Origin of the sequence: Wolbachia endosymbiont (group A) of Hylaeus communis (assembly GCF_947251915.1) — a bacterium.
In the GTDB taxonomy this organism is placed as follows: Bacteria; Pseudomonadota; Alphaproteobacteria; order Rickettsiales; family Anaplasmataceae; genus Wolbachia; species Wolbachia pipientis.
Map to the genome: position 1 here is coordinate 1,391,304 of NZ_OX366396.1, position 14,385 is coordinate 1,405,688.

Annotated in this window: 13 protein-coding genes and 1 pseudogene; 10 read left to right on the plus strand and 4 right to left on the minus strand. The window is 35.8% G+C overall.

Features of this window, described 5'->3' with window-relative positions; genetic code table 11:
- Positions 1 to 250: 250 nt before the first annotated feature.
- The 3 genes from dapB to OPR52_RS06805 all read left to right on the plus strand — a co-directional run bounded on the left by dapB (position 251) and on the right by OPR52_RS06805 (position 2,232).
- Positions 251 to 1,036 (plus strand): 4-hydroxy-tetrahydrodipicolinate reductase, encoded by a 786-nt coding sequence (dapB, locus tag OPR52_RS06795; RefSeq protein ID WP_010962542.1) that lies wholly within the window; start codon positions 251 to 253, stop codon positions 1,034 to 1,036.
- Entirely contained in the window at positions 1,033 to 1,791 is a 759-nt protein-coding gene (gene pstB, locus OPR52_RS06800) for a phosphate ABC transporter ATP-binding protein PstB (protein ID WP_006280935.1), read from the plus strand. The genes dapB and pstB overlap by 4 nt, the downstream gene beginning before the upstream one ends.
- A gap of 78 nt (positions 1,792 to 1,869) precedes the next feature.
- Positions 1,870 to 2,232 (plus strand): transposase, encoded by a 363-nt coding sequence (locus OPR52_RS06805; RefSeq protein WP_265038116.1) that lies wholly within the window; start codon positions 1,870 to 1,872, stop codon positions 2,230 to 2,232.
- Here OPR52_RS06805 and OPR52_RS06810 read toward each other — a convergent pair.
- Positions 2,207 to 3,039 (minus strand): IS5-like element ISWpi1 family transposase gene (locus OPR52_RS06810; protein WP_265037890.1). Its coding sequence is split into 2 segments (ribosomal slippage): positions 2,207 to 2,670 and positions 2,670 to 3,039, totalling 834 coding nucleotides; the frame shifts between segments, so codons are not numbered across the junction. The genes OPR52_RS06805 and OPR52_RS06810 overlap by 26 nt on opposite strands.
- A gap of 147 nt (positions 3,040 to 3,186) precedes the next feature.
- Between OPR52_RS06810 and OPR52_RS07940 the strand changes: the two are divergent.
- Positions 3,187 to 3,995, plus strand: a pseudogene (locus tag OPR52_RS07940) (IS3 family transposase); the annotation flags it as partial.
- Positions 3,996 to 4,131: 136 nt separating this feature from the next.
- Here the strand turns inward: OPR52_RS07940 and prfB are convergent.
- A protein-coding gene (prfB, locus tag OPR52_RS06820) for a peptide chain release factor 2 (RefSeq protein WP_265038121.1) occupies positions 4,132 to 5,236 on the minus strand; the annotation gives its coding sequence in 2 pieces (ribosomal slippage) (positions 4,132 to 5,160 and positions 5,162 to 5,236; 1,104 coding nt in all).
- A gap of 153 nt (positions 5,237 to 5,389) precedes the next feature.
- Here prfB and mgtE point away from each other — a divergent pair.
- Both mgtE and OPR52_RS06830 read left to right on the plus strand, forming a co-directional pair.
- On the plus strand, positions 5,390 to 6,760 hold the full coding sequence (mgtE, locus tag OPR52_RS06825) for a magnesium transporter (protein WP_006280192.1): 1,371 nt from the start codon (positions 5,390 to 5,392) through the stop codon (positions 6,758 to 6,760).
- A gap of 67 nt (positions 6,761 to 6,827) precedes the next feature.
- A protein-coding gene (locus OPR52_RS06830; RefSeq protein WP_265037751.1) for an IS630 family transposase occupies positions 6,828 to 7,687 on the plus strand; the annotation gives its coding sequence in 2 pieces (ribosomal slippage) (positions 6,828 to 7,152 and positions 7,152 to 7,687; 861 coding nt in all).
- Positions 7,688 to 7,975: 288 nt separating this feature from the next.
- Here OPR52_RS06830 and OPR52_RS06835 read toward each other — a convergent pair.
- Positions 7,976 to 9,436, minus strand: a complete 1,461-nt coding sequence (locus OPR52_RS06835) for a TrkH family potassium uptake protein (protein WP_265038123.1) — start codon at positions 9,434 to 9,436, stop codon at positions 7,976 to 7,978.
- 141 nt (positions 9,437 to 9,577) lie between these two features.
- On the opposite strand from OPR52_RS06835, the gene OPR52_RS06840 reads away from it, so the two are divergent.
- A complete protein-coding gene (locus tag OPR52_RS06840; protein WP_265038125.1) occupies positions 9,578 to 10,846 on the plus strand; it encodes a hypothetical protein in 1,269 nt (422 codons plus the stop codon).
- A 14-nt stretch (positions 10,847 to 10,860) separates the two neighbouring features.
- Here the strand turns inward: OPR52_RS06840 and OPR52_RS06845 are convergent, their stop codons facing one another.
- Positions 10,861 to 11,877: a substrate-binding domain-containing protein gene (locus OPR52_RS06845; protein WP_265038127.1), complete on the minus strand. Its 1,017-nt coding sequence runs from the start codon at positions 11,875 to 11,877 to the stop codon at positions 10,861 to 10,863.
- Positions 11,878 to 12,018: 141 nt separating this feature from the next.
- Between OPR52_RS06845 and dcd the strand changes: the two genes are divergently transcribed.
- The 3 genes from dcd to ltrA all read left to right on the plus strand — a co-directional run bounded on the left by dcd (position 12,019) and on the right by ltrA (position 14,380).
- Positions 12,019 to 12,576 (plus strand): dCTP deaminase, encoded by a 558-nt coding sequence (gene dcd / locus OPR52_RS06850; RefSeq protein WP_265038128.1) that lies wholly within the window; start codon positions 12,019 to 12,021, stop codon positions 12,574 to 12,576.
- Between the two features lie 89 nt (positions 12,577 to 12,665).
- Positions 12,666 to 13,094, plus strand: coding sequence for a hypothetical protein (locus OPR52_RS06855; protein WP_264722787.1), 429 nt, complete (start codon positions 12,666 to 12,668; stop codon positions 13,092 to 13,094).
- Positions 13,079 to 14,380 carry a group II intron reverse transcriptase/maturase gene (ltrA, locus tag OPR52_RS06860; RefSeq protein WP_265038130.1) on the plus strand — a complete coding sequence of 434 codons (1,302 nt, stop codon included), beginning with the start codon at positions 13,079 to 13,081 and terminating at the stop codon, positions 14,378 to 14,380. The genes OPR52_RS06855 and ltrA overlap by 16 nt, the downstream gene beginning before the upstream one ends.
- The last annotated feature ends 5 nt before the right edge of the window (positions 14,381 to 14,385 follow it).

Sequence of the window (14,385 nt, forward strand, 5' to 3'; positions counted from 1 at the left end):
CTGGGATCCAGAAAAGTTTGCTTGTAAGCAAGCAAACTAGCATAGAAAGTGGTTACAACGTTTTCGATGAGATTGCAGAAAGGCTAGATTCCAGACTGGAATGACATCGTTCACTATGTACCATATTGCAATAGTTGTGGTCAAGGCACTGGGATCTGAAATTGCAGTGTTCGTACAGCTATAGAATATAGATCAGAAGTGACAGAGCTTAAAAAAAGGCCTAACATTCTTAATAAACGTAAAAAGCTTTATGAAAATCAGAGTTGGAGTAATAGGCTGCTTAGGCAGAATGGGCAAAAAAATACTCAATGAATTAATTACAAATACCAAAGTGGAAATAGCAGGTGCTGTTGCCCGTTCAGGTAGTAAGTACATAGATTCAGATATTGGACCAATTATAGCCAATCTAGGAATTAAAGTTACAAGTTCTATTAGTGGCATATTTGAGTCATCTGACGTTGTAATAGATTTTACAACTAAAGAATGTATGTTAGACTGCCTTAAAGCAGCTGTAAAATTTAAAACACCGCTGGTTAGTGGCACAACTGGAATAGAAGGTGTCGATTTGAAAGAATATGCTGCTGAAGTTCCAATATTATGGTCAGCAAATATGAGTGTTGGGGTTAATGTGTTGCTGAAATTGGTAAAAAAAGCTGCTGAGCTTTTAGGTAATGAATATGACGTTGAGATTTGGGAAATGCATCATAACTTAAAAAAGGATTCACCATCTGGAACAGCTATAGAACTTGGCAAAACAATTGCTAACGCTTCAAAAGTGGATTTTCAGTCCAATCAATATTTACATAGTGGTTCAAACATAAGAAAAAAGGGGGGAATAGGTTTTGCGGTATCTCGTGGAGGTGGAGTAATAGGAGATCACAGCGTGATGTTTGTTAATTCTGATGAACGGATAGAACTAAACCACAAAGCAATTGATCGCACAACATTTGCTAGAGGAGCTGTTCAAGCAGCAGTATGGCTATACGAAAATAAAAGAGAAATTCCGGGGCTCTATTCAATGCAGGATGTGATATGAGCAATACACGTGCCTCTGTTAAAGATTTAAATCTCTGGTACGGCTCTAAGCAAGTTTTATTCGATATAAATTTGAATATTTATAAAAGAAAAGTTACTACTTTTATCGGACCATCCGGGTGCGGTAAATCAACATTTTTGCGTTGTTTTAATCGTATGAATGACTATGTACCAGGTTGCAAAACTGTTGGTGAATTAGATATCGATGGGCTGGGTGATATATATTCACGCGATATGGATGTTGTACTACTTAGAGCAAAAGTTGGTATGGTATTTCAAAAGCCAAATCCTTTTCCAAAATCAATATATGATAATGTTGCTTGTGGGCCAAAATTGCATGGTATGGCGAAGGATAAGCAAAAATTGAATGAGATGGTGGAAAATAGTTTAACCAAGGTTGGTTTATGGGAAGAATTGAAGGACAGATTGCAAGATAGCGCACTCAATTTATCCGGTGGCCAACAACAGAGGCTATGCATCGCTCGCGCAATTGCAGTGAAGCCAACTATTTTATTAATGGATGAACCGTGCTCTGCTCTTGATCCAATGGCAACCAATGCAATCGAAAATCTTATACAAGAGCTGAAATTAAGATTTACTATAATTATGGTGACTCATTCAATGAAGCAAGCTAAAAAGTTATCTGATAGTGTAATTTTCTTTCATAATGGCAGAATTGTTGAGTCTGGAAGCACTCAAGAAATATTCGAAAATGCTCAATCTCCCTTAACAAAGGAGTATATCCTGGATCATTAAATTTCTGACCTTACCCAGAAAAAGTGGAGAGAAAGAAAGGAGTTTTTTCGGGTAAAATAAAATTTTGGAGGATTAGAAATGGCAAGAGAATATACGGCAGAATTCAAATTGGAAGCTGTTAAGCTGGCAAATGAACAAAGAAAGGTAGGTCAACCAGTTGCAAAAGTAGCAAGAGATCTAGGAATAAGGGATAGTGTATTAGGAAAATGGATGAAGAAATATAACGAAAAAAAGTCAGCGGCAAATGCATTTCCAGGTAGAGGTAACATGGCTCCTTACGACAAAGAGAGGTTTGATTTACAAAGCAAGAGTAACAAGGGAAAGAGACATTTAAAAAAAAGCCCTGGCCAGTCAAAAAGAGTAAAATATTTTTTTATAAAAGAGCATATTAGAGGTTGTCCGGAAACAAGTAAATTCAAGCATATTCCCTCTTTAACATAACCCTACTCATAGCTAGGTATATGAAATTCTCAGTGGATGTTGTGAGTAAATCATACTCCTTCGATAGCCTTCTATTCCTATTAACCCAAGCAAAAGTCCTTTCTACAACCCATCTTCTTGGCTGTACTTTAAACCCTTGTTCTCTTGTTGGTAGTAGCTCAGGTGGCGTATCTTTGTGCACCCAAAATCTACATGTAGGCCTTTTAACAATTTCAATATCTATGTCATATTCTTCCTTTATGTGATTCTTTAAATTTCTTCCTTGGTATCCCATGTCAGCCCACATTTTTTTAACTTTAGTATATTTTGTTCTCATATTGTTTAATGCTATTTTAATACCATCTCTATCATTTTCGTTAGCAGCGCCTACGTAACAACCTAGTATAAAACCCTGAGTGTCTGTAATTATATGCCTTTTTCTACCCTTTACTTTTTTACTTCCATCATAGCCTTTGATCCCCCCTTTTCTGTAGTCTTTACAGATTGACTATCTACTATACAGGCACTCGGCTGCTCATTCCTTCCTATTTTTCTTCTACTATATTTTGTAATTTCATAATTCATTTTCTCAAAAATTCCCTGCTTCTTCCATTGCCTGAACTGCTCATACACAGTCTTCCATAGCGGAAAATCATTTGGTAAATACCGCCATTGACACCCTGTACGCAATACATAGAAAATTGCTTCTAATATTTCTCTTTTGCTATACTTTGGCGGCCTTCCTCCTTTCTTGTATGATACTCTGAAGTGTTTTTCTATTCTTGCCCATTCCCTTTCGCTTAGATCTGTTGGATACTTTTTTCTCATCTTTACCCCGTACTAAAATTTCAGATATTATAGCCTTTTACTTGTTTCCGGACAACCTCTTAGAGCTCTTTCCATAAAAGTCCGGATGTGATAGGATAAGGGTAGATGATGATAAGGAGGTTGAATGCCAGCAGCATATAGTTATGATTTAAGAAAAAAAGCAATAACTGCTATAAAGTACAGGAATTATGTAGGATTTTCTGCTAGTGGCTACTATAAGTGGACCACAAGAAAAATAAGCAGTAGAGAATCAGCAAATAAAGAGCTACTCGAAGCTATTCAAAAAATATATCAAGTTTCTAAATGTAGATATGGAGCTCCTAAAATTCATGCTGAATTGAAGGCTTTGGGTAAAAGTTGCAATTTGAAAACGGTGCAAAGTATTATGCAGAAAAATGACATCAGGGCTATACTGAAAAGAAAGTTTAAAATTAAAAAACAACAAACAGATAATAGAGCTGTAGCTCCCAATATATTAGACCAAAACTTTATTGTTGATCAACCAAATAAAGTATGGGATTACTTACATCAAAACCAAGGAGGGATGGCTATATTTGGCAACAATAATCGATCTATATTCACGCATGGTAGTTAATGAGCAGTTCAATAAATAAACAATTGGTTATGGACTCTTTATTAATGGCCGTTAACAAGCGTAAACCTGCCAAAAATCTACTATTACATAGTGATCAAGGTTCACAATATACTGCGCAAGGGTATCAATATCTCTTAGCTGTAAAGAATATAGATGAGTAATAAAGGCTGTTGTTACGACAATTCTGTTGCAGAAAGCTTCTTTAGCTCATTGAAAAGAGAAATACTTATTGATACTTCACAACACTCTGCTCAACACACTAGAACTGCAATATTTGAATACATAGAAATTTTTTATAACAAACAACGTCACTATTAACTATTGCATTCCAGAACAATTTGATGCATCATTCTTTTTGTAAAAAACATTCCAAACTTTCTCTCCACTTTTTCTGGGTAAGGTCACTTTTCCACTGATCATATTTAATCGCCATAACTTTACTCCTACTTTAACAATATTTTAATTATCATATATTATGGCAAGAAAGTCAACCCTACCTAATTTTGCTTAGTGAGCACACTAACTATGAAACAATCTATATTACCATCAAAAACAGAATTTATATTGCCCACTTCATGTCCAGTTCTTAAATCCTTCACCATTTGATATGGATGCATAACGTACGATCTGATCTGATTGCCCCAGCCTATATCGCATTTTTTACCATATTCTTCAGCCATTTTCTGTTCTTTTTTTTCCAGTTCAATTTGGTATAAACGTCCTTTAAGTAATTTCAATGCCTCATCTTTATTTCTGTGTTGAGAACGACCATTTTGGCATTGAACTACAACACCAGTTGGAATATGCGTAATGCGTACCGCACTTTCAGTCTTGTTCACATGCTGACCGCCTGCTCCGGAAGCACGATAGGTGTCGATCTTTAGATCCTTTTCATCCACAGCAATATCAATTGAATCTTCGATCACTGGAGTTAATCCTACACTTGCAAAACTGGTATGACGTTTACCATTTGCATCAAATGGCGATATTCTAACCAGCCTGTGAATTCCACTTTCACTTTTTGCCCACCCATAAGCTTTTTCTCCAACGATTTTTATCATTGCAGACTTTATACCAACTGACTCTCCTTCTAATTTTTCTACAACTTCAACTTTAAAGTTGTGATAAATTTCTGCCCACCTTATATACATGCGCATCAGCATTTCAGCCCAATCATTGCTCTCGGTTCCGCCAGCTCCTGAGTGGATTTCTAAAAAGCAGTTATTATTATCTGCTTCACCAGTAAATAAGGACTCTGTTTCTTTATACTTGATTAATTTCTCTAGCTTAGCTAATTCATTTTCAACTTCAGAGAAAAATTCTTCATCATTTTCATCAATAGCAGACTTCATTAAGCTGATGGCATCGTTGTAATCGCTTTCCAGCTTTAAAAACGACTCTACGTCATTCTTAATTTTAGAACGTTCTTTTAAAACTTCTTGTGCTTTTTGGTTATCTTGCCATAGGTCATCATTCGACGCTTGGGAGTCAAGCTCTTCAAGACGCAACTTTAATTTTTCTATGTCAAAGACACCTCCTGATAAGAGAAATACTTTTATTTAAGCTTTGAAAGTGTTCAAGAATTTCTGGATAAGTTTTCATTATACTTTAGATTTTAATATATTTACTATCAATAACAATAACAGTAAACAAAATAGAAATTTAACCATATGATAGTTAATTTAAATAATTTCATTATACTTTAATGTTTAAGGAAATCAAGCGCGTATATTTATTAAAAAACAAGGTAAAGTAATGAATATTGAAATAAGTTCCCATTATGGTTTAGACAAAAAGGCTATTGATGACTTAATAGAGTCACTTGATAACGAGGAGCTAGAGAATGTTCGTAATATTGTAAAAACGATAGACAGTGTTCAGTTAGCTTATTTTTTATCTACTTCGATCAGTGATCACAGGGAGAAATTAGTTAATATCCTCGATCAACATTTGTTAAGTGATGCCCTAGTGCATGTAGTGCCAGATTTACAAATAGAGATCATAGAAACATTGGGAATAGAAAATACAGCAAAGTTACTAATGCTCCTTGATGTAGAAGATATAGTAACCATAGTGAAAGATTTAGATAGAAAGTCTGTAGAAAATATACTTTACTATTTGCCCAGCAAAACTCAGAAATCGGTAGAGGAGTTGCTATCATATCCAGAAGAAAGTGCAGGAAGGTTAATACATAAAGATATGGTTATAGCTCCATATTATTGGACAATAAATCAACTGACAGAATTTGTGTGCAACTATAAAAAAATACCAGAAAAATTTCACCAGATATTCATTATCAACTCAAAATTAGAGCCTATAGGCAGTGTTAATTTAAATAAGGTAATATCTCACTCAGGAGACACAATAATAAAAGAGATAATGGATCATGACATAAAAATCATTAAAACTGGAATAGACCAAGAGGAAGTAGCAAGAATATTTAAAGATTACTCTCTATTATCGGCTCCGGTAGTAAATAAGAATGGTAAAATTATTGGTGTGATCTTAATTGAAGATGTGATAAAAGTTGTTCAACAAGAAACAGAAGAGGATGTACTCAAAATAAGCGGTGTATCTTCTAAAGCCGATATAAATGCCCCTATACATAAAACTATAATTAAAAGGCTACCTTGGTTACTGTTTAACCTCTTAGCTGCAACAATGTGTTCCATAGTAGTTGGCTTTTTCGATGATGTAATAAAAAGTTTTATAGTGCTGCCAATAATCATGCCGATAATTGCATCAATGAGCGGAAATGCAGGATCCCAAACAGTAACGCTAACCATCCGGGCAATCGCAACAAAATATCTAACTGAGCAAAATGCAAAAAGAATACTGATGAAAGAATTTTTAATAGGTCTTATAAACGGGGTGATCTTATCTACTATTTCATTAGTAGTGTTAGCAATAAGGTTTCACAACTTCAAAGTGGAGATGATTTTTGTGGTCTCCATGATTATGATGTCAATTATTGCAACGTTCATCGGAACTTTCATTCCTATAATGCTTCACCGTTTAAAGTCTGACCCTGCCGTTTCTTCTTCAATCCTAACATCGGCAACAACTGATATTCTCTCAGCTTTTATATTTCTTGGTTTAGCTACGATCTTTTTATTAAATAGCTAATAATATAGCTCTTTCCATAAAAGTCCGGATGTGATAGGATAAGGGTAGATGATGATAAGGAGGTTGAATGCCAGCAGCATATAGTTATGATTTAAGAAAAAAAGCAATGGAAGCGCTAGACGAAGGAGAAAGCAGAGAAACAGTGGCAGCAAGATTTAAGATTGGACGAACTACTTTATGGGAGTGGCAGCAAAGAAGAAAAGAAACAGGAGACTTTCAATCAAAAAAACTTGGAAATGGGGGTTACAATCACAAAATTACCGACTGGGATACCTTTGCCAAATTTGCCAGAGAACACGGAGGAAAGACTCTATCGGAAATGGCTAAACTTTGGAACAACGTTAGTATCCAAACGATCTATCGAGCCCTTAAAAAAATTGAATTTACGCGCAAAAAAAGACATATGGATACAAGGAAAGAAACGAAGAAAAACGTGCTGAATTTTTGAAAATTATAGCGACAAAAGAACCTAAAAACTTAGTGTATATAGATGAGTCTGGCATTGATAACACCGAAGACTACCCCTACGGATATTGCCAGAAAGGACAGCGGTTTTATGCCTTAAAATCTGGAAAGAAAACTCAACGAATCAGTATGGTTGCAGCCTTAAGTGGAAGAAAGATAGTTGTTCCGTTAACCTTTGAAGGCCACTGTAATATGGATGTTTTTAATGGATGGTTTGAGCAATTTTTGACACCGATCTTGGAACCTGGACAGACTGTCATTCTTGACAATGCTACTTTTCATAAGTCTGATAAGATTATCGAGCTTGCTAAAGGGGTTGGTGCAGAAATTTTGTATCTGCCGCCTTATTCTCCAGATTTCAACAAAATTGAGCATCATTGGTTTGCTATAAAAAACAGAGCCAGGAAAAACATTCCTCTATTCGAATCCTTTCGTCGTGCTGTTGATTCTGCCTTCCTATGACCTGTTCGGACTATTATGAGAAATGCTATATCTATAGCTATACCGCCGCGAACCGTCATGCCGCGATTCATTCGCGGTATCTCTTAGCATAGATCCCGCTAACAAGTAGCGGGATGACGAGAAAGGGGCTACTTGGATGACATTCTTCCTGGTGTGCCCAAATCACAATGTTCGTACATCTGTGGATTTATTCGCGGTATAGATTCCGCTAACGAGTAGCGGAATGACGGTTTTTCAAATTGTCGTAAGTCAGTTTAGCTATAATATCAAATTTCACAACTTCACCAACTATTTCTTTCTATTAAATAAGAATAAATTGCCTATACAAAAATAGATTGGCAATATTTCAAGTCTGCCAAGCAGCATTAAAAACGATAGAAATAATTTTACTTCATTACTGAAAGAGGAATAATTACCCGAAGGGCCTATTAAATTACTAAATCCCGGGCCAGAGTTTGTAAGCGTTGCAGAGACTGAACTGATGCTAGTTATAAAGTCTGCATTGCTTAAATAAGACATCACTACTGATGAAATGGTAAACGTTAACATGAAAATTGCAAAAAATATAAAGACAGAATGAACTTCATCATTCTCCAGGGTTTTTCCATTGAATTTTACTTTATTACCTGCGCCTGGGTTTAATAAAAGGCGAAAGTGATTTTCTATAGACCTTAGAAAAATGATCAAACGAAAGATTTTGATTCCACCACTTGAAGAACCACTACATCCACCAACAAAGGTTAGAAAAAAAGCTAAGACTGAAATGAAACTCCAATCTATATGATTACAGATTGCATAACCAGTTGACGTAATTAAAGAGGTGATGGTAAATGTGCTGCATCTAAATGATAATGACACTCCTAAATCAACATTTTTATACAACCAAAAACAAGCAAATAAAGATGAAACAATAGCTATCTTAACAAAGTAAGAGACCTGTTCATCATGGCAAATGTCTAACCGTCTTATGATTTTTAAATAGCTAAGAAAAGGCAGAGAACCCAAAATCATAAAAATGATCGTTATGACTTCTAACATAGGGTTATTATAGTGCCCTATAGAATCATTATAGTTAGCAAATCCACCAGTTGATACAGAGGACATTCCGTGGCATATTGCATCAAACAGTGGCATACCAGCTAGATAATAGGAAAATATACATAACAAAATTAAGCCATAATATATTGCCGTAACATGAATCACTACGCTTCGCGTATTCGGCAACTTCCTTTTGGTAGCATCTGAATACTCAGAATAAAGTAAATTATTTAGGCTGAGAACCTTAAACATAGGAAAAACTGCAATTCCTAAAGTGATTACACCAAAACCCCCCATGCCATGTAGCATTGCTCTCCATAGCAGTATTCCTGGAGATTGTTTTTCAATATCATTAAATATAGTTGCTCCTGTGGTTGTGATGCCAGATATCGTTTCAAACAATGCATCAACATAGCTCAGATTATCAAAATAGAAAGGAATAGCTGCAAACAGAGACAAGGCAATCCAGGTGCAACTAGTAATCGCAAAAATTGCTGGCATTCCATGCAATCTACTTAATTTACCGAGTAAAATAAAAATTGCGCCAGATGTGCAGGTAATTATGAATCCAGCGAGGAAATTTTTCCATTTGTAGCTGAGACATTTATTAGTAATAGCAGGAATAAGCATTGCTAATCTAAACAGCAATAGGAATATTCCCACAATAAATACAATTGAACGCAAATTTTGTAAACGTTGATGATTTTTCATAGAATTACTTCCTCGCTATACAAAGCCATAAAAGCTACTCTAACGTCAAGCATTTTGTTGGCCTTTATTAACAGTTATTAACAATATACTTGATTTACTTGTAAATATGTGTGATAATTAAATTTTTATTAGAGGTAAGATATGGTTGAATTAACTGATATACAAACAAACATTCAAAACTCATTAATACAAGCAATCTTGTGTGGCAATCTTCTAGAAGTCCAGAACATGTTCAAAGATAGTGAAGATAGTAATATACAAAAAATTTTGAGACTTGAGTGGATTTCTAATGAACTCAGAAATACCGTTTTAAGGGTTGCTATTGACTCTTATAACATTCAAGATCAAGAGAAAGCTATAGAGATCATTGAACTAATTTGGCAGAAAGCTGATCAAAGAACTCGTGATTTTTTGTGTAGTGCAGAATACGATTCAGCAGAAGGTGGTAGTGTTAGCACAATAAATATGCTTAGAGACCTGCAAGGGCAAGGAAGGACCAACGATTCTAATAACGGATTTGTTCTTGGAGAAGTTATTCAAGAAATGGAAGAGCACAAGAGGGTAATGGGTCTTGATTCCAACTTACAAGAAGCAATAGAAGACCTTGATGTTAATCGAGTTAAAGCAGTATTAGAGAATTGTGGTGCAGATGCAGCAAGGGTTTTAGAGCGATGTGTATATTGGGATGATGGAAGCGTAGATGCCCTTTTAGTTTATCCTCTGCTGGTTAACTATGATAGAGAATTGAACCAAGAAGATGTGGAAAAGATAAAAGAAAGCTTTAAATTAATGTTTGATGCTGCTTCTCCAGGGCTCCTTGGGTTCGAGCCCAATGAAAATAACTATGTAATGGATAAACTTACATGTGCACAAAAACGTTTTGCTAAAATACCTGGAGTAGGTGAGCAATGCTTTCAAGATTTGATTCAAGAATTTGAGGAAAAACTTAGTAAAAATGAACTAGATAATGCCAAGACTGATGATCAGATAGCATGGGATAAAGAGTATGCGACTCGATTTTCACAAGAAATCAATCAGGATCCGTCTGAGAATGATGATCTTAACTTTATAGATGACACTGATCTAGATCAAAACACCGTAAACTCTGCACCAACTGCAGACAACAAAACCCCAGAAAAAAACGATACAAACTTCTGGAGTGAACACAAAGGGAAGATCGCTCTAGGCGTTACTGGACTATGCGTAGCTGGTGCTGTTGCAGCCTATATGCTAGCGTATCCTGTAGTTGCACTGGCTTTAACAGTTTTGGCAGCAGTTATATTAATGGGTGCTGGTATTGCTAAGGTTTTAGAAGATCCAAGTGTAGAAAAAACAACAAAAAGCATAACGTTAATAATGTCATCCAAGCGCGCCGTGCTGGGTCTGACTACGCTAGAACAAAGAATATAAAAGAAGTGTTGCCGTCACGTTATATCATAAACTTTTGCTGAAGCTTTCTTTATATCTTCACTTGAAAGTGGAATTAGACCAAGCCTAGATAGGTACCCACCTTCAATACCGATTGAATCTATAATTTCTTTTACGAATTCTCTTAATCCATCAACAGTATCCAAGTGTTCCCTCTTTATGTAAAGGTATAGAGGTCTTGCTAATATATATTTTCCCGATGATATATTTTCGTAAGTTGGCTCAATTCCTGCAATTGTGCTCCCTTGTATTTTATCTTGATTCCTCATTAAAAAGCTGAAACTAAATATCCCTAAGGCGTTATTGTTACTTTTCAATTTTTGTATTATTATATTTTCATTAATTCCAACTTCTATATACCTTCCATCATCCCTTATATTACCACATGCTTTCTTTCTTTCTTCCTGATCTTTATAATTCTCTTTAAAAATTTTCGAGTTCATACATGAATATTGATCAAGCATAATAGAATTAACCAAAGTTTCGTATGTGCCTGTATTTTGATGTGGACCATAAATTTCAATTTCTGTTTTTGGTAAGGCTTGATTTACATCAGACCAAAACTTCTTATTATTTTTTACTAATTTATCATTTTCTTGAGAATATACAGATAAAGTTTCAAATAAGTCCTTCTTTGTGAAATCAAATCTATGGCTTTGATTTGAATTTGCAATGACAATTCCATCATAGCCAATGATGATCTCTATCACTTCATTAATTTTATTTCTTTTACATAGTTCTCTTTCTACTCCCTTCATAGGGCGAGATGAAGTGGTGATGTCTGGAGTGTCTTCCCCTATTCCTGAGCAAAACATTTTGAATCCTGATCCACTTCCTATCGATTCCACAACTGGAGTCTTAAAGGAGAATACACGATTGAACTCCTCGGCTATAAATGAGATAAAAGGAAAAACAGTTGAAGACCCAACAATTCTGATGTATTTCCTGGCATCAGCATTTGACAGCGGCATGAATAATACGAATACAAAAATCAGGAGAAAGTTTCTAAGCATTATTTTTAGTTAAGAACATAAATCTAATTATTGTAACAAAAAATCAAACTGAAAAGCTTTAATTGCATGACAAAAGCTACAGTTTACATTTAAATTTTATTTTATATTATTGTAAGTATTACACAACTTTAAGGGGCAATTATGGCAGTTATGCCAGATAAATGGATAAGAGAAAAAGCTGAAAATTTTGGAATGATAGAACCTTTTGTGAACCACAAAAGCAGCAAAGGTGTTATATCTTTCGGACTATCATCTTATGGTTACGATGCAAGAGTGGATAATAAATTTAAAATTTTTACTAATGTTAATTCAGCTATCGTGGACCCTAAAAATTTTTCTGAGAATAGTTTCATAGATAAGGAAACAGACGTATGCATAATTCCACCAAATAGCTTTGTGCTTGTAAGTACAGTGGAATATTTTCGTATACCAAGGAATGTACTGGTCATTTGTGTTGGTAAATCAACTTACGCAAGGTGTGGAATTATAGTAAACGTTACTCCCTTAGAACCTGGATGGGAAGGTCATGTCACACTCGAATTCTCAAACACCACTCCACTTCCTGCGAAAATTTACGCTAATGAAGGCGCATGCCAATTCGTATTTTTAAGCGGCGAAAGTGAATGCGAGAAATCATATGATGATATGAAAGGAAAATATATGAATCAGCATGGTATCACTTTGCCGCTGGTGAAGTGATTGCCAAGGTGCGCCAAGAAGTGCTTGGAGAACAGTTGGTGAAAATCCAACACAAACAAAGTCTAGCCAAAAGTTTGGAACAGACCACTATGTTGCATGAGGTAACGAGTGTAATAGAGCTAGTGGGATGGACAATGCAGGGCACAACGGAAGTGAAGGAGTGGAGTCCCGAAATACCTGAAGACATAGAGGTCGACATGTTCATGGCCATGGAAGACAGCATGAAGGATAACGTAAAGGCAAGTTATCACTCACTCTATCGGGATCTGAGACCGTGCCATGTATTGAAATGGACTTCAAGTGAACTTGGGAGATCCCATGCATTCCTATTAAGGTACGTTGGAACAAGTCAACAAAGGCAAGAACTAGCGGAAGATGCAGGGGAAGTCGGACTGATTGATAGTACTCAGAATGTGGGAAAGCCACGTACAAGGGGAAGCGATCAGCAATATAGTAACTGGAATAGGGATTGCTATGCCAATACAACGGAGGTAGGAATAACATGCGATATAAACTAAACCAGATAGCAGTAAGAGCAAAGCAAGATAAGCGACTAAAATTCACATCGTTAGTCCATCTGATAAATACAGAGAATCTTGCGAGATGTTATAAAGAACTGAAGCGTAACAAGGCTTGTGGAGTAGACCAGATAACAGTGGAATCATACGGAGAAAATCTGAATGAGAAACTCGAAGTGCTAGTAGAAAGTATGAAGAGGAAGCAATATCAACCACAACCAGTAAAGAGGGTATATATACCGAAAGCTGGAAGTAAAGAGAAACGCGGACTCGGAATACCATCGACCGAGGATAAATTAGTACAGATTATGCTGAAGAAGATATTAGAAAATATTTACGAGGCAAACTTTCTGGACAGCTCATATGGATTTCGACCTGGAAGAAACTGTCATCAAGCGGTAAATGCACTAGATAAAGCAGTTAAGTACAAGCCAATAAACTACATTGTAGAAGTGGATATCAAGAAGTTCTACGATAATATACAGCATAAATGGCTAATGAGGTGTCTAAGGGAACGAATAACTGACCCAAATTTGCTGTGGTTAGTAAAGCGGTTTCTCAAGGCAGGGATAGTCGAAGCTGGAAATTATGAAGCAACAAAACAAGGTACACCACAAGGCGGTATAGTAAGTCCTGTATTAGCAAATATATACTTACATTATGTGTTGGATTTATGGATAGAAAAGAAATTGAAATCAAGATCCAGAGGATATATACAACAAATAAGGTTTTGCGATGATTTTGTGGTTTGTTGCGAAAGTAAGGTAGACGCGGAAGAATTTCTGGAATTACTGAAACAAAGGCTAAATAAATTTGGGTTGGAAGTATCTGAAAACAAGACCAGAGTAGTAAAGTTTGGCAAGAGGGAGTGGCAACGAGCGATAAGAGAGAAACGAAGGACGGAAAGTTTCAATTTTCTGGGGTTTACGCACTATGGTGCAAAAAGTCGTCGTGGTAGATTAATGATGGGACATAAAACCTCTAAGTTAAATCTAGCCAGAAAACTAAAAGAAATCAAGGAGTGGTTGAAAATAGTCCGCGGAAGTATTCGACTTAAAGATTGGTGGCAAGTACTGAAGGCTAAATTAACAGGACACTATAACTACTTTGGTATTAGCGGAAATTATTGGTGTTTGAAACAATTTTACACATCAGTAAGAAAGCTAGCATTTAAATGGATAAATCGGCGTAGTCAGAAAAAGAGTATGACCTGGGAACAGTTTGTACACTACGTAGAAGTAAATCCATTACCAAAGCCAAAAATACATTTTTCTTTATATGCATAAGAGGG